The sequence below is a fragment of the Candidatus Glassbacteria bacterium genome, assembly GCA_019456185.1.
Classification (GTDB): domain Bacteria; phylum Gemmatimonadota; class Glassbacteria; order GWA2-58-10; family GWA2-58-10; genus JAJRTS01.
In genome coordinates this window covers 26,944-47,060 of sequence record VRUH01000029.1, presented here as the reverse complement: position 1 = coordinate 47,060, position 20,117 = coordinate 26,944, and the positions used below count along the sequence as shown (strand labels likewise).

At 55.9% G+C, this 20,117-nt stretch carries 16 protein-coding genes; 5 read left to right on the top strand and 11 right to left on the bottom strand.

Annotated features, from left to right (window positions below; translation table 11 throughout):
• Nucleotides 1-104: 104 nt before the first annotated feature.
• Nucleotides 105-1,196 (top strand): Fic family protein, encoded by a 1,092-nt coding sequence (locus FVQ81_11360; GenBank protein ID MBW7997144.1) that lies wholly within the window; start codon nt 105-107, stop codon nt 1,194-1,196.
• A gap of 128 nt (nt 1,197-1,324) precedes the next feature.
• On the opposite strand, the gene deoC is transcribed toward FVQ81_11360, so the two are convergent.
• Together deoC and FVQ81_11350 are read right to left on the bottom strand one after the other, a co-directional pair.
• A complete protein-coding gene (gene deoC / locus FVQ81_11355; GenBank protein ID MBW7997143.1) occupies nt 1,325-2,041 on the bottom strand; it encodes a deoxyribose-phosphate aldolase in 717 nt (238 codons plus the stop codon).
• Nucleotides 2,042-2,058: 17 nt separating this feature from the next.
• A complete protein-coding gene (locus FVQ81_11350; protein MBW7997142.1) occupies nt 2,059-3,663 on the bottom strand; it encodes a sulfatase in 1,605 nt (534 codons plus the stop codon).
• 236 nt (nt 3,664-3,899) lie between these two features.
• On the opposite strand from FVQ81_11350, the gene FVQ81_11345 reads away from it, so the two are divergent.
• Together FVQ81_11345 and FVQ81_11340 are read left to right on the top strand one after the other, a co-directional pair.
• The gene (locus FVQ81_11345) at nt 3,900-5,195 is read left to right on the top strand and encodes a hypothetical protein (protein MBW7997141.1); all 1,296 of its coding nucleotides are present in this window, start codon (nt 3,900-3,902) and stop codon (nt 5,193-5,195) included.
• Between the two features lie 869 nt (nt 5,196-6,064).
• Nucleotides 6,065-6,271 carry a zinc ribbon domain-containing protein gene (locus FVQ81_11340; protein ID MBW7997140.1) on the top strand — a complete coding sequence of 69 codons (207 nt, stop codon included), beginning with the start codon at nt 6,065-6,067 and terminating at the stop codon, nt 6,269-6,271.
• 41 nt (nt 6,272-6,312) lie between these two features.
• On the opposite strand, the gene FVQ81_11335 is transcribed toward FVQ81_11340, so the two are convergent.
• The 6 genes from FVQ81_11335 to FVQ81_11310 form a co-directional block, all read right to left on the bottom strand.
• Nucleotides 6,313-6,687 (bottom strand): hypothetical protein, encoded by a 375-nt coding sequence (locus FVQ81_11335; protein ID MBW7997139.1) that lies wholly within the window; start codon nt 6,685-6,687, stop codon nt 6,313-6,315.
• A gap of 58 nt (nt 6,688-6,745) precedes the next feature.
• Entirely contained in the window at nt 6,746-8,845 is a 2,100-nt protein-coding gene (locus tag FVQ81_11330; GenBank protein MBW7997138.1) for a hypothetical protein, read from the bottom strand.
• A 121-nt stretch (nt 8,846-8,966) separates the two neighbouring features.
• Entirely contained in the window at nt 8,967-9,944 is a 978-nt protein-coding gene (locus FVQ81_11325; protein ID MBW7997137.1) for a cysteine synthase family protein, read from the bottom strand.
• A 141-nt stretch (nt 9,945-10,085) separates the two neighbouring features.
• The gene (locus FVQ81_11320; GenBank protein MBW7997136.1) at nt 10,086-11,378 is read right to left on the bottom strand and encodes a prolyl oligopeptidase family serine peptidase; all 1,293 of its coding nucleotides are present in this window, start codon (nt 11,376-11,378) and stop codon (nt 10,086-10,088) included.
• A gap of 92 nt (nt 11,379-11,470) precedes the next feature.
• Complete coding sequence (locus tag FVQ81_11315; GenBank protein MBW7997135.1) at nt 11,471-11,959, bottom strand: MarR family transcriptional regulator; 489 nt, start codon at nt 11,957-11,959, stop codon at nt 11,471-11,473.
• The gene (locus tag FVQ81_11310; GenBank protein MBW7997134.1) at nt 11,928-12,476 is read right to left on the bottom strand and encodes a DinB family protein; all 549 of its coding nucleotides are present in this window, start codon (nt 12,474-12,476) and stop codon (nt 11,928-11,930) included. The genes FVQ81_11315 and FVQ81_11310 overlap by 32 nt, the downstream gene beginning before the upstream one ends.
• 138 nt (nt 12,477-12,614) lie before the next feature.
• On the opposite strand from FVQ81_11310, the gene ggt reads away from it, so the two are divergent.
• On the top strand, nt 12,615-14,330 hold the full coding sequence (ggt, locus tag FVQ81_11305; GenBank protein MBW7997133.1) for a gamma-glutamyltransferase: 1,716 nt from the start codon (nt 12,615-12,617) through the stop codon (nt 14,328-14,330).
• Between the two features lie 103 nt (nt 14,331-14,433).
• On the opposite strand, the gene FVQ81_11300 is transcribed toward ggt, so the two are convergent.
• Entirely contained in the window at nt 14,434-16,227 is a 1,794-nt protein-coding gene (locus tag FVQ81_11300; protein ID MBW7997132.1) for a hypothetical protein, read from the bottom strand.
• A 279-nt stretch (nt 16,228-16,506) separates the two neighbouring features.
• Here FVQ81_11300 and FVQ81_11295 point away from each other — a divergent pair, with 279 nt between their 5' ends.
• Nucleotides 16,507-17,622: a DUF5009 domain-containing protein gene (locus tag FVQ81_11295; GenBank protein MBW7997131.1), complete on the top strand. Its 1,116-nt coding sequence runs from the start codon at nt 16,507-16,509 to the stop codon at nt 17,620-17,622.
• Nucleotides 17,623-17,655: 33 nt separating this feature from the next.
• Here FVQ81_11295 and FVQ81_11290 read toward each other — a convergent pair whose 3' ends face one another.
• On the bottom strand, nt 17,656-19,164 hold the full coding sequence (locus tag FVQ81_11290; GenBank protein MBW7997130.1) for an SEC-C domain-containing protein: 1,509 nt from the start codon (nt 19,162-19,164) through the stop codon (nt 17,656-17,658).
• A 63-nt stretch (nt 19,165-19,227) separates the two neighbouring features.
• A complete protein-coding gene (locus FVQ81_11285) occupies nt 19,228-19,908 on the bottom strand; it encodes a DUF1080 domain-containing protein (protein MBW7997129.1) in 681 nt (226 codons plus the stop codon).
• Between the last annotated feature and the right edge of the window lie 209 nt (nt 19,909-20,117).

Genomic DNA, 20,117 nt, shown 5'->3' with positions numbered 1-20,117 from the left:
TTCGAAAAACTTAAATTACTGAAACCCAATCAACCTCAATTAGCTCTGTCCCTCAAATTTTAACCGGACAGTACTGATCGGGAATATCTAATTCAGAGGATAAAATGAAATCATTTCAACCAGCTTATCTTCCGTTAAAAGATCTTAACTGGTTACCTTTGATCAAGTTAATCGGCAAGGCAAATGCCGAAATTGCCAGATATGATGGTATTATTCAAGGGATTGTAAATACAGATATTTTGTTATCGCCATTACAAACCCAGGAGGCCGTTCTTTCATCAAAAATTGAAGGCACGCAGGCGACATTTGAGGAAGTTTTGGAATACGAAGCTGACCCTGAAAGAGTTCAGGATAAGAAGGAAGATATCAATGAGGTATTAAATTACAGGGTTGCAATGCAGGATGCAGTTAGGAGCTTAAGGACAAAGCCATTATCGTTGAATTTAATAAAAAGGATACATTCTGCGTTACTGCAGAATGTAAGGGGACATTATAAAGCACGTGGGAAATTAAGAACGATACAAAATTGGATTGGAAATCCTGGGTGTAAAATTGAAGATGCCAGTTACGTTCCACCGGAGCCACAAGCAGTTTTACCACTGATGGATAATTTAGAAAAATACATTCATCAGGATGAGATGGATGCATTGGTTCAACTGGCTATTTTACATGCTCAATTCGAATTGATACATCCTTTCCTGGATGGCAACGGGAGGGCAGGAAGAATTTTGATACCTTTGTTTTTATTTCAAAAGAGTATATTAAGCACACCAATGTTTTATTTAAGTTATTATTTGGAAGCAAATAGAAAAGAATATTATTTCCGGCTGCAAAATATTTCTCGTGAACGAGACTGGGAGGGGTGGATTGCTTTTTTCCTTGGAGCGATTATAGAACAGGCCCATGAAAACAAAAATAAAGCCATGCAGATTGTAGGACTGTACAATGATATGAAAGATCGTATATCACAAGCTACACGGTCTCAGTTTGCCATACAGACGTTAGATGCATTATTTGAAAGGCCTATCTTCCAGACCACTGGATTTGCAATCAGATCGCAAATCCAGAAACAGAGCGCCCTGCGTATATTGAATGCTTTGAAAAAAGAAAAAATTCTTGTTACCGTGAGGGAAAGCCGTGGCAGGCAAGCTGAGATACTGATGTTTAAAGATTTAATCGAGTTGGTTCAAATGTAGCTAGAAATTTTGTGATTCATGAGTGTTGCACAATTCTAGTTGTGTATCATCTATGTGGCAATGTGTTACACAAGCTAGTTTGTTTATCACAGATGTTACACTAGCAGCACACCACAGGTGGCTAGCTCCTACCCCCACCCACGTTCCCGTGCCTCATCAAGTATCGCTTTGGTGGCGCTGAGGCCCACCCGCGTAACGCCCAGCTCCAGAACTTTGAGCAACTGGTCCAGCGTGCGCACGCCCCCGGCGGCCTTGAGCCGGACTCCCGGCGCGCTGTGCTTGCGCATCAACTTCAGGTCGTGTTCCGTGGCCCCGCGGTAGGAGTAGGAGCCGTCGGGCTGCCTGGCAAACCCGTAGCCGGTGGAGGTTTTGACAAACGCAGCTCCAACACGGCTGCAAATCTCGCAGAGCCTGATCTTGAACGAGTCACGGGTCAGATAATCGTTCTCGAAAATCAGCTTGAGCAGCGCGCCGTTGGCAGCGGCCGCCTCGTTGAGCGCCCCGATCTCATCGGCCACGTACTCCCAGTCCCCGCCCAGTACCTTGCCGATATTGACCACCGCATCCAGCTCGGTCGCACCGTCGTCGATCGCCACGGTCGCCTCGTGGACCTTGACCGAAATCCGGCTGTTGCCGTGGGGAAAGCCCACCACCGCGCCGGGGGCCACCCCCGAGCCGGCCAGGATCCCGGCGGCCATCGCCACCGCATAGGGCTTGATACTCACCGCGGCCAGGCGGTTGTCGCGGGCGAACTCGCAGCCCTCGCGCAGCTCCCTGTCGGTCAGGGTGGGGTGCAGCAGCGAGTGGTCTATCGCTTTTGCTAAATCGCTCAGTTTGTTTGCCATTATTTTTCCCTCCCTGTTCAGTCCACTCGGAAACTGGCCCGGACTTCCTCGCTCTCGGTGTAGCCGATCCTGATCGCCCTGGCGCGGATAATGGCGGACGAGGTCAGCCGGAGGGGGCCGGAGTAAAGGTTCCAGTGCACGTCCTCGCCCTCCTCGCTGGTCCAGGCAATCGAGGCGCCGTCGGTGGGGCTGGCCATGCCGACCAGCACGGCCCGGCGAAGACTGCCTCCGTCGGGAACGATCCTCGGCGGCCGGGTAACCGGCTGGACACGCCCGGGCCAGAAGCGCTCAATCAACTGGTCCTCGGTGATAAAGCCGACATCATCGATCTCCTCGATCCACTCGTCCATCGCAGCCTGCATCCTGGCGAGCACCCCGGCGCAGGCCGGGTCGTAGGCCAGGTTGTCGATCTCGTGGGGGTCCTTGTCGCAGTCGTAGAGCTCGTGGACGGGCTTAGTGTCGGCGAAAAACAGTTTCTGCGGACCCACCAGTTTGCCCTCGGCCGCCAGCCGCCGCCACTCCTGCATAGTGGGCATCAAGTCCATGTACTCGATCCGCTGGGCGTAGGGTTTCTCCGGGTGGTAGTTGCGGATATACTTGAAGCGCTTGTCGCGCACGGCGCGGATCATGTCGTAGGTCTCGTCCATCCGGTCACGGAAAGCGAACACGTAATCGCGTGGGCCGGCTTTCTGTCCGCCCAGGAACGCCTGTCCCTGCATATGCGCCGGGATTTCGACCCCGGCCATGCTCAGCGCGGTGGGGCCGAAATCGATCGAGCAGACCAGCTCATCACTTTCGGTGCCGGGCTCGACCATGCCGGGCCAGCGGACTATCAGGGGAATCTGGATCCCGGAATCGTAGACCCAGCGCTTACCGCGGGGCAGGCCGCGGCCGTGGTCGCTCCAGAAGATGACTATCGTGCTGCCGGCCAGACCGTCGCGCTCCAGACGGTCCAGGACCTCGCCCACCTGGCTGTCCATGGTTTCGATATTGTCCAGGTAACGGGCCATGTCACGGCGGACCAGCGGCGTGTCCGGGTAATAGGGGGGCAGTTCGACCGTAGCCGGGTCTTTGACCGGGTCCTTTTCCAACGGGACGCGGATCTGGCTTTCGTGGGTAATCGTGAAGTTGATGACGCTGAAAAACGGCTGGCCCTCGGCTCTCCCGGCCCAGTCATCGTGACGGTTGCCCTGGCGGTCCCAGGCGGTGAGAGGCGGGGCGAACTGGTAGTCGGTTTTGGAGTTGTTGGTGCAGAAATAGCCGGCGGCGCGAAGATACTCGGTGAAGCAGTGGACGTAGGGCGGCGGCACACACTGGTATTCCTTGACACTGGTGCGCATGTGGCTGCTGCCGATACTGTTGGGGTACATGGCCGTGATTATCCCGGAGCGGTTGGGGGCACAGACAGGCGCAACCGTATAAGCATTGGTGTATTTCAGGCCCTGGGCGGCCAGCCGGTCGATAATGGGGGTGCGGATATTTTCGTAACCGTAGCAGCCGAGTTCGCGGCTCATATCCTCGCAGCTGATCCAGAGGATATTAGGCCGGTCCCTGCCGCCAGCGGCCGCGCGGATGATATCTGGCAGAGCGATCGCGGCCAGCGCCGCTGTCGAGAGGCCCATGAATTCTCTGCGTTTGATCTTGCCGGACACAGTGTCCCCCTGGTGATGATGGGCAGGAAAAGTAACTTTTATGGTCTGGAAGAAGCCCGCGGGCGGGCTTTGCTAAAGTTAGGGCAAACCTTCGTAAGATTCAACGCAAAATGGTAACGCAGCCGAATTCTTGCTGTGGCGTGAAATTCGGCTTATGATTTACTAAACGATTGTGTGATTGGATAGATACGACCGGGAGGAAAGTTATGCGGCGAAGAGAATTTGCGGCGTTAGCCGGCGCGGGAGTAGCGGCTCTGGCGGCAAGCCATGCAAGCGCTGAAATGAAGCAGTCCGGTTTGCGTGCCGGCCGCGCCAGAGTGGATATTACGCCCGAGGCCGGATGCTGGCTTTCGGGGTGGGCGTCACGGACCAAGCCCGCCGATGGTATGGAGGACCCGCTGTACGCCCGCGCGCTGGTTCTGGAATCCGGAGATATCAAAGTGGCGCTGCTGGCTACAGACCTGATCGGCGTACCGGGGGACGTGGTTGCCAGAGTGAGGGGGAGGGTGCGAGAAAGCTGCGGAATTGCCCCGGACTGCCTGATGATCACCGCGACGCATACCCATTTCGGGCCGGCGGTGCGGGAGTATGAGTTTGACGGGGGCGGGAATCCGGACTACGTAAGAAAACTCGAGGTTGCGCTGGCCGAATGCGTGGAGCGAGCGTCTACGGGCACTCAACCCGCAAGACTGGGCGCGGACAGCGGGTCGCTTCCGGAGCAGATCTACAACCGCCGTCCCCTGGACAGCGACGGCAAGGCGGTAATGACCTGGCGCCTGCCGCCGAACTCCAGCGGACTGATATTCGGTCCGGTGGACCCGGAAGTGGGAGTGGTCAGAGTCGAGGACCTGGACAGCAACCTGCTGGGCTCGGTGGTCAACTACGCCTGCCATCCGGTGGCGGGCGGGAGCTACGATCCGTGGTTCTATCATATTTCGGCGGATTACCCGGGAATCAGCTCAGGGATTGTCGAGTCTGGTGAGGGTGGAGTGTGCCTGTTCACCCTGGGGACGTCGGGCAATATCAATCCCCGCGAGCGGGGCCGCCTGTGCCGCGGGCGTGTGGGACGCGCCCTGGGCGGAGAATCGCTGAGAGTGCTGCAGCGGATCGAGACCAGCGAGAAGGCGGCCCTGGCGGCAACAAGCAGGCAAGTAACCCTATCGCTGAAAAGGGAGCACGATAAGGACGCCAACCACCGTCCCCCGCCAGGCCAGTCCGCCATTACCGTCGAGGTTCAGGGTATCCGTCTTGGAGACTGTATACTTATCGGCCTGCCGGGCGAGGTGCTGGTAGAGCTGGGCCTGGAAATCAAAAGGCGCTCAGGGGTGGACAAATTGTTCGTGGTCAGCCTGGCCAACGATACGATCGGTTATATCTGCCACCGGGAGTCGTACGAGGAAGGGGGTTACGAGCCGGGCCGCGGAAGCCAGTTGGCCCCCGGAACCGGCGAACTGGTAGTCGCGACAGCGCTGGAGGTTGCAGGCGAGCTTCAAGGAGCGTAAAGAGAACAACAATAAGGACTTTCTGATTTATCATAGGCGGGAAAACGGGCGGGGCGGCATATTTATTGCTTTTCCCTCCCTGCCCCAAACTCCCTCCGTCCGCCGGTTTTGCAATAAATATGCCGCCCCGCCTTTCAACCCGGTCATTGAATATAATATTTCAGTTGACAGTCTAACTGATTGTCTGGTAAGATCGGAACGATATCAGGGGTTTGCCGGTAACCCTTGACTTTCAGTCATAAAACCGGCGCGCGTGGAAGGGGCTGATCCTTACCGAGGGTTGGCCCCTTTCTCTTTTGTAAGAGGTAAAGTTGCTCCCTCGGCCTGCCGATAGCAATTGCGTAAGTCACTAAAAAAGAGCACGTTAAGTTTCAGCTTGAAAAAAAGCGGATTTTCTGGTAAAATCGGCTCACTCATCAGAAAGAGAACAATTTCAGGGGGAAAATCAACAGGAGGTACTCCCGTGAAAACAGATAGTTTGAAGCCGTTCCAGTTTGCCCGTTGCCCGCGCTGCCAGGCGGTGGTTAAGTACGAGGCCGGCTCAAAGCATACTTCCTGTATCAAGTGCGGGGTGAAAATCCAACTGAAAGGATAAAGGTTGACGGGAAAGCAGGCAGATTTTCAAGGGCCGTTCCATAGGAGCGGCCTTTTTCTTTGCTGGGAAATATGTTTACGCAGTGTTAAACTTAGCGTTAAATTAACACGTGATCTGGCGTTAACCTCAGCAGGCAGAAAAATACCGATCCAGGCAGGTGCCCTGTTTACAGGTATTATCCGCTCAGGAAACATAGCGGCACGGCCTTTGCTTATTATCGCTGAAAACAAGGGAACCAACTTGTGACGTATTAACCGATCAAGGAGAAACGAGCATGCCGATCTACGAGTACCAGTGCAAGTCGTGCGGGAAGCAGATCGAGGTCCTGCAGTCTTCAACAGAGACAGAGAAGCATAAATGCCCGGGGTGCGGCAAGGGGATGGAGCGGATGATGAGCGCCCACGGAGTCGGCAAGAGCAGCGCTCCGCCGCCCACGTGCGGCGACGGTTCCTGCGCATCGGGCTCCTGTCCGTATAACTGACGGTGAGTTGATTGGTGACCGGCGTCCTGGCCGGTCTGGGATTAGCCGGGGTGGGAGTTAAAGTGCTGATGCCCCGTCTGATGATTGTCACCCGGCCGAGCAGGCTGGGAGCCGCAGGCTATGGCGATCAGGCTGGTGGCGAAATCGGCGCCCGGCACGATCGGCCAGGCCCCGGGGTGTTCTTTGAGGTACCGTCCGCCGTTAAGAGTGGCGAACTCGCTGAATACTTTTGCTCCTTCCGGGCCGGCCTTTTCGATCAGCCCATCATTTATCCCGTAGCTGCCGACAAACACCGCGTTGACTCCATGTTCGGCCAGAGTATGCCCGGCCTGCCAGAAACTGTTCACCCCGGCCGCCGGCCCCCGGATTTCTATTTCGGCGGCGGTCAGGGTGACTGAGTATATAAATAAATACAATATCGAACCGGGAACGCATTTCCCTTTCATTAAGCTGTACCTATATAAAATAATACACTTAATTATCCCGTTCAAATTCCAGCGCTCCGATATCGGGCGCGCCGCTTGAGTAATTGTCGTTGACTCCCCTGATAAGAACTCCGGCATCGATCAGCGGACTGCCCGGCTGAAGGCTGAAATCGCCGTCGTGAGGATCATTCTGCAGCGGATAGTTACCGATCTGATCGTCCAGATAACCTTTCCATGGGATTTGCCCCAGTCCGGGAGTGGAGGAGAACAGCGGGTTGGCGTAGACCCCGTGGGTTTCCTGTCCCGTGCTTGCGGCGAACTGGTCGATAGATCGGTAAAGTTCACCCTCCCACTGGAAAGATCCCTGCCTGCTGCCATCGACAAGCCAGTAAGCGTTATAGTCCAGGAAGTTGCCGTCCGCACCGTTGCGCACAGCCCTGACGTTACCGATAATAGCGTTGTTGGCGAAATGTTTGTTCGTGCACGGCACGCCGCTGTATTGCTCCGCGGTCAGCCCGATCATAGCAATGCCGTTACCGGAATTAAGCCCGTAGCCGGAATTGTGCCAGACATACGCCGGTCCGTAGCTAGTGCAGCCACCCACGTTTAATTTGAACATCATGCTCATGTAGGTGGCTTCGTTACGGGTGACATACACCGGTCCCCTTTCGATCGGAGCCAGACTGACGGCAGTGAGGGCGTTGCGGATCACATTACCGTGGACGCGCATGTTAACCCCGCCCCCGTCGAGTTCGAGAGCATCGTCGCCGAGGTTATATATAACGTTATACATAATGTCGGTGTCGCGGTGGAGACGGAGATCATCGGGCCGTTTCCAGCTAAGTGGCACTATGCCATCAAAAAATCCGTCGATCTCATTGTAGCAGAAACTGTTGCCCCAACCTGCGTAGCTGCACATGATTCCCTGCCGCGGATAGCCGCTGGCCTTGACAGAGGACCAGGGAATTTCGGTCAGGCCCGGTTCCCGTATGGTGCAGCGCCAGACCGCGTTGCCGCTCGTTTCGACATCCTTCAGCAGCACACCCCAGGGCACATTGTGGAGCTCGCAGTCGATCAGCACGTTGCCAGTTGCGCCGCGCTTGAACGCCACCGCCGCCTCGCCGTAATAGGCAATCTCAAAACCCTGGACAATGACGTACCGGCTGCCCTCGAAAAGAATTCCATAACGACCGCCCGCAATCCGGTAAGCGTGCCGCCATGGTTGATCGACCAGGCCGGTGCGGACATACAGCACTCTCGCGGTAGTGTCGCAGTAGAATGCACGTGGTGCGTTCAAGCTGTCATCGACCAGGGCAGCCAGGCTTTTATAGTAGAACATTCGCTTGCCGTCCTGGGCGACATAGCCGTAGCCGAGACCGTCACCCGCAACCGAGGCGACCTCCGGCCAGTCGAACGGAAGCTGCGCAGCGTAAATTTGTCCCTCGTGATGCCGCCAGCCATGGTGGTCCTTTGGGAGTTCAATCGAGCTGTCAAGCACGGGCCGTTCTCCATCAGCGGCCCGGAATACTATCGGAGCATCAGGAGAGCCGGCAATCCCCGCGAACAGGCTGCCTTCACGGTACACTCCCCCCCGGACAACAACAATATCGCCCGGACGGGCGCTGTCGGCGGCAGCGGCAAGAGTGCGGAAAGGTTTCCTCCTGCCGCCACGGTTAGTGTCTCTCCCGTTTGGTGAGACGTAATAAGTCCTGCCGCCCGATGGCTGCAAATTCATGCGAAGCGTGGCGGCTGTTCCTTCAAGTACACCCTTGCTGTCATGGGCCGGGTCGCGGAACTCAACTTTGAGTATAATACTGTCGCCCGGTTCCAAAGGATAGACACTGCTCCAGGCCAGGCCGAGTTTGTGGTTAAACGTAAGGTCAATGCCATTGCGCCACGCTCCATCGGGTGACTTGCGCCAGTAGACTCTTCCCTCAGAATTGCAGTTGGCGTCTCCGCTGAACGGAATCTCGATACCTACCGCGTGCCAGGTGGGAGTCAGCCGAAGTTCGCCGGGCATAATGGCATCCGGATATTTTTCAGTGATAACATCCCGTTGAGATTTGCCCGGGGTATTTGGGGAAGTGTTCTGGCGCTGGCAAGCCTGCGGGATTACTAAAAGTATCAGTATGGTTGTAAGAACTCGCATCTGGACCTCTCCGGCAAAAAAAGAAATCGGTCACAAAGACCGGATTGGGTAGAAAAATTATAGCAGGAGAGAAGACAGGGAAATATCGTTAGTTATTATAGTATAAAAAGTAATATAGTGATCATGCAGGTGGTGTCCATAGATCGGTACTGAGATATTTCAATCCGGAGTCACAAACAAGGATTGCAACCGTCCCACCTCGGCAGGGTCCCTGGAGAAGCTGCACCGCAGCGGCCAGGTTGGCCCCCGAGCTGAAACCGCCGAAAATACCTTCCTCGGCGGCCAGCTTCCTCGCCCAGTGGATAGCAGCCTTATCTTCAACCTGAACGAACCCGTCGGCTTCAATACCCTCGAGCATTCGCAAGTCAGTCATCGCATAACCGCCACCCTGGATTTTGTGCTCGCCGCATTCCACTGGCCTGCCGGCGAGGACTGCAACGCTTTCAGGTTCAACAAGAAAACACATTATCTCCGGATTATGCTCCCGGAGCGCCTTCGCGATCCCGGCAAAGCTGCCACCGGTTCCGGCGAAATCGCAGAACGCCGTCACCATGCCGCCGCTTTGGCGGATAATTTCCGGACCGGTATGAAGATAATGTGCCTTGCGGTTTGCTTCCAGATTGAACTGATCAGCCCGGAAAGCATTGCGCTCGCGAACAATGCGTTGAGTCTCATCCTCAACTTTCTTCAACGACTCGCCGGAGACCTGACCGATCACAGCTCCCTCTGAAAGCTCGACCAGAACAACCTCGGCTCCCAAGGCAGCCATCATTCCCGCACGCTCCTTACTGTTCCCCCGGCTCATTACCGCAACGAACGGGTATCCCTTGACCGCGCAGACAATCGCCAGGCCGGTTCCGGTATTGCCACTGGTCAATTCCACAACTGTCTGGCCGGGTCGCAGGGCTCCGCTTCGTTCGGCATCCTCGACCATCTGCAGGGCTATCCGGTCTTTCTTGCTGAGTCCGGGGCTGAAATACTCGAGCTTGGCCAGAATTCTGCCATCCAGTCCGGACCCGACCCGCGAGAGTTCCACCAGCGGAGTTTCGTGGAAAGCGTCCAGCACAGATTCGCAGGGCTTGCTCTGCTTAAGAGCCATAATAAGGATTTTCTGGTTAAGGGTAGTGGCCGGGCCGGCATGGTTATTGCTAAAACACCACCGGCGGAATTTCTGTCCACGGGAATCTCGCAATAACCATGCCGGCCCGGCCCGCTAGAAGGTCAAAAGTCCTCTTGGTACCTAATCTTTTATACTAAACATGGATTGTAATTTTCCGATCAGTTCAGTGTACCTCTCCGGGATGAAACTTCCGGGGTGATGCACTCCCGGATGCGGGATTATCTCTTTAGGACCGGAGAGGTTGTTGTACATCGCATAAACTGTGGTGGGCGGGCAGGCCTCGTCAAGCAGGCTGACACCGACAACGGTCGGGCAGGTAATCCTGGCTGCGGCCAGGGCTCCATCGAAACAGGCGGCGGTTGTACGTGTCGCGGAGCTGTTGGAACGGCGCAGAAGGTGGGGCCAGCCGGTAGGGCGGCCGTGGAGGATTCCGAACTGGTCGCACATGGCCGGGACATGAAGAACCAGTGCGTCAACCCGCTTGTCAATCGACGTCACCAGCAGGCTCAAGCCTCCGCCCTGGCTGCCCCCGGCGACAGCGATCCGGGTAGTGTCGATATCGTGACGGCTGTGGAGGTAATCGATTGCCCGTACTCCGCTCAGAACTACCCGGCGATAGTAGTAGCGGTACTTGTCATCAACACCGGCTAGCGGTGCGTAACCAAGTTGGCGGCGATCGTGGTAATCCTGGTAGACCTCGTCTGGCAGACCCAGCGGAACGCCGTGAATATTGATTGCGAGTACAATGATGCCGGCCTCGGCATATCCCTGTTGGAACGGGGTGTAGAACTCCCTTACGCCGCCCGGCGCACCGGGGATATAGACCAGCCCGGGGAACGGGCCCTCGCCCGGCGGTACGCTCAGCCAGCCGTAAATTCTAGATCCCTCGATATTAGCCAGGCTGACCTGGTAGCGGCGCACGCCATTGCTGTCCCGCCCGGAGAGATAATTTACCCGGGGATCGGGGTCCACCCGCAGCAGCTCGGCCAGGCCATGGTCCCAGAACCGCGCGAAATCATCGGGAAGGCGGCCGGTGGGACGGATATGCAGCGGATCGAACCCGACCGCCTCGGCGGCTCTCAGCGAATCGGCGCCGGAGCGAAGAGTCAGGTCGAGACGGAGGAATCCGGGTTGAGTCATAGGGCAGGCAAGTTCCACTTCACCGGCTTTGACTGCCCTGCTGCCGCTCTCGTAGACCTCGGCCTTACCGTGGCTGAACGAGTACTCCAGCTCCATTTCTCCGCTACCGCCGATCTCGACCGCAAAGCGCGCCGTGTCGCCCAGGCTGTAAAAATGCGTGCTCGCGGCAGGGCTGACAGCCAGCCGCATGCCGTTTTCGCCGGCAGCCTGCGGTGTTGGAAACGGCGATTGGCCGAGAACGAGCGAAGCGGCCAACAGGAGTGTCTGGAGCATAAAATGCCCTCCGCGGGATAGGAGGAAACTCGAAACAAAGTCCTCCCGGCTATAATAAACTTGTTACCTTCCCTTAACAAGTGGCTGCCCGTTCAGTTCCGGCGGTGGATTTCGACAGCGGTCACCTCGCCGACCGCATCGATTACCCGCTGGAAATGTTTCATCTCCTCGGAGCTTACCTTGCCGACAACTTCCTGCTCGAACCGGTCCACGATTTTACGAACATCCCCGGCCTTGGTCCTGCCGCTGGCGGTCAACTCCACCAGCCAGGAGCGGCGGTCCTCCGCATAGGTGTAACGTTTAAGCAGTTTGGCCTCCTCCAAGCGGTCCAGCATCGAGGTCATTGTCGAGCGTTTGAAGCCGAACACGCGCAAGAGTTCGCCGATCGAGGATGGCTCGTAGCTGAGCAGGTAGGTCAGCAGGTGACCCTCGTTGTTCGAGACTCCGTGCGAGCCGACTTCATGCTCCAGATAGAGGTGGATCTGTCTCGTCGCGCGGTGAATCGGCGAAAGGATCCTCAGCTTTCGAATGGCCACCTTGTGCTCCCCGTTACTTGATCGCGGCTTCTTTGCCCAACACACGGCGGCCCAGCCCTAGCTGGCCGGTGTGGTAGCCCTCATGGTAAAATAACAGGAAAATGTGAGCGGCGACAGTGGGCTCATCGAATTTAACCGGGAAATTCGGCACTTCAAATTCTTTGTCCAACTCCTCTTCGCTAATCCCCTGCAGCCGCTGAATGATTTCATTCCCAGTTTGCTGAAGCCCATCGAGCAACCGGTCCATCGGCACGCAGTCGTCACCGGGCTGAAGCTGTTTTGAGCCGCGCTGGTAGGGAGCGCATTCCTCTTCGCTCAAAAATCCCCGGCCTCCCAAAAGCTTGAGAATGCTGTTGCGGCTGGCCAGGATATGTCCTGCGACCCAGTTGATACAGTTGCCGCCCTCGGCCGGAGGACTGACACTGTCCTCGTGGTTGATTCCCCCCAGGTTGGACATCGTTACGTGCTGGCTGGCGCCAAAACCAGCGACCAATGTCGATTTAGACATCTCATTCTCCTTAGCCGTGTAATGATACGATATCGGAAAGTACGATATCATCATATATTGCAGGCAGCCTGTTTGTCAACAGCAGCAAACGTACTTTTTTTTCTTTGAATACGGTTGCCAAGCGATGACGGGGCTCGTATAATGGATTTCAAAGCTGTCAGCTCTATTAATAATTCAAGCGAGGAGGACCCCATGCGCCTGAAGCGGGCAACCATTTTCTCTCCACTGCTTAGCCTGGCATTTCTTATCACTTCGGCCGGAACAGTGGCCGCCCAGCAGGATTTTCCCTCTGCACGTTTCATCTCCGGACCCACGCGCTCGATTGTGTCGGCGCCCAACGGGATTGTGGCCACCAGCCAGCCGCTGGCGGTGCAGGTGGGACTGGAGATTCTCAAGCGCGGCGGCAACGCGATCGATGCGGCGGTGGCGGCCAACGCGATGATCGGGCTCAGTGAGCCGCAGAGCTGCGGGATCGGCGGCGACCTGTTCGTGATCTACTGGGACAACGCCACGCAGAAACTCTACGGCCTCAATGCCAGCGGACGGTCGCCATACGAAATCAGCATGGAGAAAGTGAGACAGGCCGGGTTCGAGATACTGCCGACCCACCACCCCTACTCATGGTCCGTGCCGGGCTGTGTGGATGGCTGGGCGATGCTCCTGGAGCGGTTCGGCACGATGAGCCTCAAGGAACTGCTTGAACCATCGATCCGTTACGCCGAGCAGGGAGTCCCCCTTCGCGGCTGGGTACACCCGGACACCACCTACACCCGCCACGCGGAGTTCCGGGAGCGGTTCATGCGCGACGGGCAGCCGTACGCCAACGGAGATATGTTCCGCAATCCGGCCCTGGCGGCTACCTACCGGCTGATCGCCGAGGGCGGCCGCGATGCGTTCTACAAGGGTGAGATCGCCCGCCGGATTGTCGAGTTCAGCAGGCGCAAGGGCGGGCTGTTTTCGATGAAAGATTTCGCCGACCACCGCGGCGAATGGGTGGAGCCGGTGAGCACGAACTACCGGGGCTACGATGTCTGGGAGCTGCCGCCCAACGGCCAGGGAATCGCTACGCTGCAAATCCTGAATATCCTCGAGGGCTACGATATCGCCTCGCTCGGCCACAACAGCGCCGACTACATCCACCTGTTTGTCGAAGCCAAAAAACTGGCATTTGCCGACCGCGCCCGGTTCTACACCGACATGGATTTCCACGAGGTGCCGGTGAAGGGGTTGATCAGCGATGAGTACGCGGCCGAGCGCCGCAAGCTGATCGACCCGCGGAAAGCCTCTGTCGACGACCCGTACGGCGAGCCGCCCCGCCACGGCGACACGATCTACATGACTGTCGCCGACAAGGACCACAACATGATCAGTTTCATCCAGAGCGTCTACTGGGGTTTCGGTTCCGGGTATATTCCGGGTGACCTGGGTTTCGCCCTGCAGAACCGGGGTGCGCTGTTCGCCATGGAAGACGACCACCCCAACAGGCTGGAACCGCACAAACGGCCGTTCCACACGATTATCCCCTCCTTCGTCACCAGGGACGGCAAGCCGTGGCTGTCTTTCGGAGTGATGGGCGGCGACATGCAGCCCCAGGGGCAGGTCCAGGTGCTGGTCAACATCATCGATTTCGGCATGGATATCCAGCAGGCGGGTGACGCGCCCCGGGTGCGGCACTCGGGCAGCAGCCAGCCCACCGGGGCCAGAATGGTCAAGGGCGGCCTGCTGGCGGCCGAACTCGGTATCGATCCTGCGGTGGTGCGCGAACTCCAGAGCCGCGGGCATAATATTCATCCCGCCGGCTACCTGAATTTCTTCGGCGGCTACCAGGCGATCATGCTCGATGAGGAGAGCGGGATGTACCACGGCGCCAGCGATCCACGGCGGGCGGGCTGCGCTTTCGGGTATTAAAGTTTGTGTAGTATGGTCGGCCGGAGGAACGGCATTTCGGTTAACGGGTTGTTCGCGGAGGCCGGTCCGGCGGGGTGAGCCCTCGCTTTTGCCGGCAAAAATTTCAGGAAGTGACAGGCTCGAGTTTGAGCTGTTCGATTGAGTGGCAGATCGCTTTGAGGTCGTCGAGAAATGGGCCGAGGTCGGTCTTGACCAGCTTTTCCGCCCGGCTCTGGTAGTATTCCAGCGCTTCGAGCAGGTTGCTCTTGAACTCGGCGAAATAGGATTTCGGCTGGCTGGACAAGTTCAGGGCGAAGCGTTCCAGTTCCTTGCGCAGGTAATCGACATACAGCCGCAGCTCCTGGACGAACATGTGGGGGCGGCCCGGGCTGAAAAGCTGTTCTCCGCGGCCGTAGATGTGGTCCAGCATCTTTTCCAGGGTCGTAACTTTCGAGAAGTAGGCGATATTCGGGCCGCAGCAGATCGCCGGCGTGGCGTCGCTCTCGATCCCGTTCTTGAGCTTGATACTGCCCGAGAGGTCGTGGCAGATACAACTCTTGGACAGGACGTCGTCAAGCATGACCGGTAGTTGTTCGCTGGTGGCGTCGTTACTGTGGATACTCTTCAGTTTGGCTTTCTGATAGGTTCGCGACGCGATGCAGATCGGCAGATCGGTGAACTCGGTGTTGGTAACCGCGTATCCTTTGGGGCAGGCGCTGCCGGGTTTGTCCTCGGCGATCCGCTGCAGACGGGCCGCCTCGCTGTCCGAGGTGCGCAAATTCCAGAACGGGATCCCCAGCGGCGAACTTTTACTCAGGAAAACATCGTCCTCAGTGGCGTCGCAGATTCTCTGCAGGTGCACCGGATCGAGGCTCGTGACTTCCGGTACGAGCAGGAACGGCGTTCCCCATCCGGTTGCGTTCAATTCGTAGTGCTCAAGCATCAGATCGAATTCATCCTTGGTCCCGATCCCGCCCTGGGCGGTAAACTTGACCGGCGGGCAGCTGTCGTAAACCGGCCGTCCGCAACCAGCCAGGGCCTTGTTGTAAACCTTGAACAGGTTTGCCACCATCTCGTTCCTGTGCCGCTTGAACTGTTCCAGGATCGGGCCCATCATGTTGCCATTGGTGGGGAACGCGTGGCCGCCGCAATTCAATCCCGATTCCATCCTGAACTCCGACACCCAGATTCCGCGGCGGGCCAGGAACTTGCCCTGGATTCCAGCGGAGCGGAAATCGCTGACCTTCAGGACGACTTTTTTCCTCAGATTGCCGCCGTTGTCCGGGAAAAAATCGTCAAAACTGGTGAGATAGGTGCAGAGCCGCTGGTTGAGACCGGCTGAAAACACGATAGAGGAATTCAAGTCGCTGTTGGCGAACCCGCGCAGGGCCGCCAGGGCGTCGGCGTATTCCGGCGGCAGCGGCTTATTGCCCCGGTAGTTGGTCCGGTTGACCTTGGTCATGATGTTGGCGTCGATAGCGCCGGGTGCCACTATCTCGCGCAGCCTGTCCTGCAGACCCGTTTTCTTATCCGGGTCCTTCTCGGCCAGCATGCTGTGGTACAGCCGCTTGGAGTCGTTTTCGGGCAGCAGTTCGAAATAACGGGTTATCCGGCTGCCGGAGGTAAACGGCTCGGCTTTCAATTCCGCCACCTGCTTCTGCACCCGGGCGTTGACCATGTTCAGGAACGCGGTAATGCGATTGGCCCGCGGGTCGCTGTCCTCGTCGGTGATCGGCTCGTAGGGTTCGCCGGCCTGGTTGGTAAGATGTTTTCGTATCTGCTCCAGCAGGACGTCGTCCACCAGGGAGATGACCGACGTAATTCCGTACTGCGCCACCCGCATGGGCGTTTCGGTAGAAAAGCCCGTGCCCATCACCGGGATGTAAAATAAATGCATGTCGTTGGACTGAACGGTCATTGTTCGCTGCTTTCTTCCCGGGCCGGTGTCAGATGCAGAAAGCTTTTCCGGCTCCGCGGGTGATACGGAGTGCAGTCGGGACCAAAATAAAACGTCAGGGCGGGGTTTTCTTAATTTCAGGCGATCAAGCGTGAAAAGCCGAAAGCCCCGCGATATCTAACGCATCAGATTAATCATTTTGTCCCGCAGTTGCAAGGGTTATATTAATCCGGCCTGTAACGCGAGAAGCGCCGGTCAGGGCGGGGGATTCCGCGGAATCGATGGTTGGAGAGAAATTTTATGGCTGAACCAGGATTGGACCGCGTTCCCCGGGGACGAGTTGTGTCGATTGACGCGCTGCGCGGGTTCGACATGTTCTGGATTATCGGCGGCGATATTTTCTTCCGCACCCTCGACGACACGTTCGACACTCCGCTGACCGCGTTCCTGCATCGCCAGGTGGAGCACACCGACTGGCACGGGTTCACGTTCTACGACCTGATATTCCCGCTGTTCCTGTTCATTGTCGGGGTGAGCATGACCTACTCGACCGGCAAGCGGCTGCAGCGCGGCGACAACCGTCGAGAACTCTACGGTCACGTTTTCAGGCGCTTCCTGATCCTGCTGGCGATGGGCTATATTTACAACGGCCTGCTCGATTTCCAGTTCGGCCAGCTGCGCCACGCCGGCGTGCTGCTCAGGATCGCCTACTGCTACCTGTTCACCTCGCTGATCATGTTCAACGCCGGCGTCCGGACCCAGGCGGTTATCACTGCCGCGCTGCTGCTGCTCTACTGGGCGCTGATGGCGCTGGTGCCGGTGCCGGGTCACGGGGCCGGGGTGCTGACTCCCGCGGGCAACCTGGCCGGCTATGTCGACCGCCTGCTGCTGCCCGGCAAGTGGAACGACTACGGCGGCGGCGATTACCTGGGCATCCTGAGCTATCTCTCAGCGACCGGCTCGACCATGCTCGGCGTACTGGCCGGCCACTGGCTGCGCTCGGGACGGTCCGACGGCGTGCTGGTGCGGGGCCTCGTGGTCGGCGGAGCGGCGGCGCTGTTTGTTGCGTTGCTTTGGGATTTGGCCTTCCCGATCAACAAACCCCTCTGGACCAGCTCGTACGCGCTCTATGCCGGGGGCTGGAGCTGCGTCCTGCTGGCAGCGTTCTACTGGGTAATCGACATGAAAGGCTATCAGCGCTGGGCGTTCGGCTTCGTGGTGATCGGACTCAACCCGCTGACCATCTACCTGGCCCAGCGGCTGTTCGATTTCGGTGTGATCGCGGACATTTTCGTCCACGGGTTCATCGCCGGGCTGGGGCCGTACCAGCCGCTGTTCTACGTGGCCTGCGTGTTCGCGGTCAAGTGGCTGTTCCTCTATTTCCTCTACCGCAAGAGGATTTTCCTCAAGGCGTGAGACATTGATTACATGAGGAAAGAAAAGAAACGATTATTTTCTATCTAATTCAAGAAATACGGACAAAGGAACTGAATCCTTAAAACCACGCCTTTTTTTGTTAGTTATAAGAAGCTGCGTTACTGCGTGAATTGTAAAACCTACAAGTGGTATTGCTGGTGTTATGGTTCCCGAAACTAGCGGTGAAAATGCAGCAACTGCTGCACCACTACCCAACCATTTAATCAATTCTTGATCAATTTTATCCCATTCAGCTTTTGCATGCTTATATTCATCTTGAATCTCATCTGCAAAATCTCTAGCTAAATTGTGCGATTTTTCGGGATCTGTTGAACCACCAATTTCAGTCCAGATCTTTCTTAATAAATTCCTGAATTGCTCGAGTCTACCTTGCTCCCGTATACGGCAAGCAAATTGGTTATCTACATTATCTAAAAATTTAAACTGCAATTCTTGGAATGATTTTGTTAATGGGCTCCAATGTTTTGAAACTGTATCCTCTGGCGAATGATGAATAGTAGATAATATTTCTTTCCACCTAAAAGGTACATCTGTAAAAAGATACGAGCCGGTCAATTGGGCAACATAAAAGCCCATTTCCAGATTCAGCCCAGTACTCAGAGTGGTTAGTTGTCCATCCTCTGATTCAATTAACACATCGTGCAATGGAGCAAATGGATCGTTTTTTTTCATATTTTCTGCGTACCTTAATGCATCATCAATTTCTGAATCTGTGATTTGTGGATTATATTTACGCAACATTGAAACAAACTGTTTTTTGGGTAAGTTGTACATCATATTTCTAGTATCTATTTCTGCCAATGATAGAAAATAATCCTTATCTTCCTTGGTCAATTTCAGTTTTTCATTGGTCCATCTTTGCATCGCTAAGTCCCACATTTGGGTTCTAAGTGTAGGATTTAAATCACCTGGATCAGGTATCATTAGAACAATATCGTTATCTATCCAATCATATAGCTGCATGAAAAGAGCGACATTTTTAATAGTCTGTAGTTTGTGCTGTGAAGGGGCTGTGATAGGATTGTAATCAGGTTGCATAGCCCAGGGATTTAAGAATGGGTTTACTACAATGATTTCATCCGTATATAAAGAATAACGTTTTATGTTTTGTATTAAAACTCTTGGATCATGTAGTCCGACATAAAGCGCTCTTAAATTGTTAGAAGGATTCGGTAGTAGATCGTTTAAATCTGTATCGGAAGGCCAAAACTTAGCAATGTTACAATAGAATGCTTTTATTTGATCATCACTTATATCGCGTCTAAATTCATCCCATGTTTTACCTTTATTTATTTTAAAAATATCACCAATTGCTTCATAAGTTAGTATAGCCCTTTCTTTTAGTGTCTTTGATACATTATGTCTAGATGCTCTGCGTAATGCATCGTGCAGATAATTATTAAAATTTCCGGTTACATTCGCATCAGCATGCGCGAACGCCGCGGCTGTCAAATTTCCACAGCATTGACTATACAATTTACCACTACCGCAAGCGCATCTCATATAATTGCCCGCTGTCATTTTAAAACCTAAGCATTTAATATATAAACAACTGTGTAGCAACCTCGGTCAATATATTAGCGTTTACTTCAACTCCTTGATCATCAGGTTCTTGAACGCCACCTTGCTGCCCTGGCCCCAGCTCTCGCCGGCGTGGACCTGGATACCCACGTGGCCGCTGTCGGGGAAGGCGGGCTGGTTGTCGTAGTAGAGGTCCTGGTAGTCGTTGATCTTGTCCCCGTTGACCCAGACCCGGATCCGCGGCGGGTTGTTCTCGATCCGCACCAGCACCTTGTTGTACTCGTGGGGGTTCCAGTGGCTCAGGCCCAGCGGGCAGTGCTGGAAATAACCGCCCCCGCCGCCGGGGAACGGACCGTAGACCGCGCCGATCTCGCCGGTGGGACGGTAGTCGATCGTGATCTGGTAGTGACGGCGATCGGGGAGAATGCGCAGGAAAAAGCCGGTGTCCAGCGGCCAGGTGGTGTATACTTCGCCGTACAGTTCGTAGTTTTTGTAGATCCTGTCGGTCACCAGCAGTCCTCCGCCGGCGCTCTCGCCCTGCCCGCCGACAATAGACCCGTCCTCAACCGTCCACATTCCGCCGGCGTTAGGTCTTAACGGCCGCCAGCCGTCGAGAGTTTGCCCATCGAATATGGACACGAAACCGCTGAGGTCGTAGGGCTGGTCCTCGGCGGCGGGCAGAGCAGCCGGGTTGGCCAGCAGGACGACAGCGAAAATCGGGGCGAACAGACGGGCGGTTTTCATCGCGTACCTCCGGTGACAGGTTCAGGCTCGGTATTCAGGGCGGAAGCTCAAGTTTAGAGGGGCGTTGAAAAAAAGACTTCAACACCCTAAAGTGAAATGTATCGCTGCTTTGGCTGTCAAGGGCAAGGCAAGCCGTTTCGGCTCTAACATACTAAATAATCAATTGGTTATCAGCATTGACGTCTGAATAATCTTTGCTAACTCAGTGT

What these genes read in the sequence shown, in the direction of transcription:
- FVQ81_11340 (MBW7997140.1), top strand. Translation starts at nt 6,065, where the DNA reads ATGCCGATCTACGAGTACCAGTGCAAGTCGTGCGGGAAGCAGATCGAG.
- ggt (MBW7997133.1), top strand. Translation starts at nt 12,615, where the DNA reads ATGCGCCTGAAGCGGGCAACCATTTTCTCTCCACTGCTTAGCCTGGCA.
- FVQ81_11325 (MBW7997137.1), bottom strand. Translation starts at nt 9,944, where the DNA reads ATGGCTCTTAAGCAGAGCAAGCCCTGCGAATCTGTGCTGGACGCTTTC.
- FVQ81_11300 (MBW7997132.1), bottom strand. Translation starts at nt 16,227, where the DNA reads ATGACCGTTCAGTCCAACGACATGCATTTATTTTACATCCCGGTGATG.
- FVQ81_11290 (MBW7997130.1), bottom strand. Translation starts at nt 19,164, where the DNA reads ATGACAGCGGGCAATTATATGAGATGCGCTTGCGGTAGTGGTAAATTG.
- deoC (MBW7997143.1), bottom strand. Translation starts at nt 2,041, where the DNA reads ATGGCAAACAAACTGAGCGATTTAGCAAAAGCGATAGACCACTCGCTG.
- FVQ81_11320 (MBW7997136.1), bottom strand. Translation starts at nt 11,378, where the DNA reads ATGCTCCAGACACTCCTGTTGGCCGCTTCGCTCGTTCTCGGCCAATCG.
- FVQ81_11295 (MBW7997131.1), top strand. Translation starts at nt 16,507, where the DNA reads ATGGCTGAACCAGGATTGGACCGCGTTCCCCGGGGACGAGTTGTGTCG.
- FVQ81_11310 (MBW7997134.1), bottom strand. Translation starts at nt 12,476, where the DNA reads ATGATGATATCGTACTTTCCGATATCGTATCATTACACGGCTAAGGAG.
- FVQ81_11345 (MBW7997141.1), top strand. Translation starts at nt 3,900, where the DNA reads ATGCGGCGAAGAGAATTTGCGGCGTTAGCCGGCGCGGGAGTAGCGGCT.
- FVQ81_11330 (MBW7997138.1), bottom strand. Translation starts at nt 8,845, where the DNA reads ATGCGAGTTCTTACAACCATACTGATACTTTTAGTAATCCCGCAGGCT.
- FVQ81_11285 (MBW7997129.1), bottom strand. Translation starts at nt 19,908, where the DNA reads ATGAAAACCGCCCGTCTGTTCGCCCCGATTTTCGCTGTCGTCCTGCTG.
- FVQ81_11350 (MBW7997142.1), bottom strand. Translation starts at nt 3,663, where the DNA reads ATGGGCCTCTCGACAGCGGCGCTGGCCGCGATCGCTCTGCCAGATATC.
- FVQ81_11360 (MBW7997144.1), top strand. Translation starts at nt 105, where the DNA reads ATGAAATCATTTCAACCAGCTTATCTTCCGTTAAAAGATCTTAACTGG.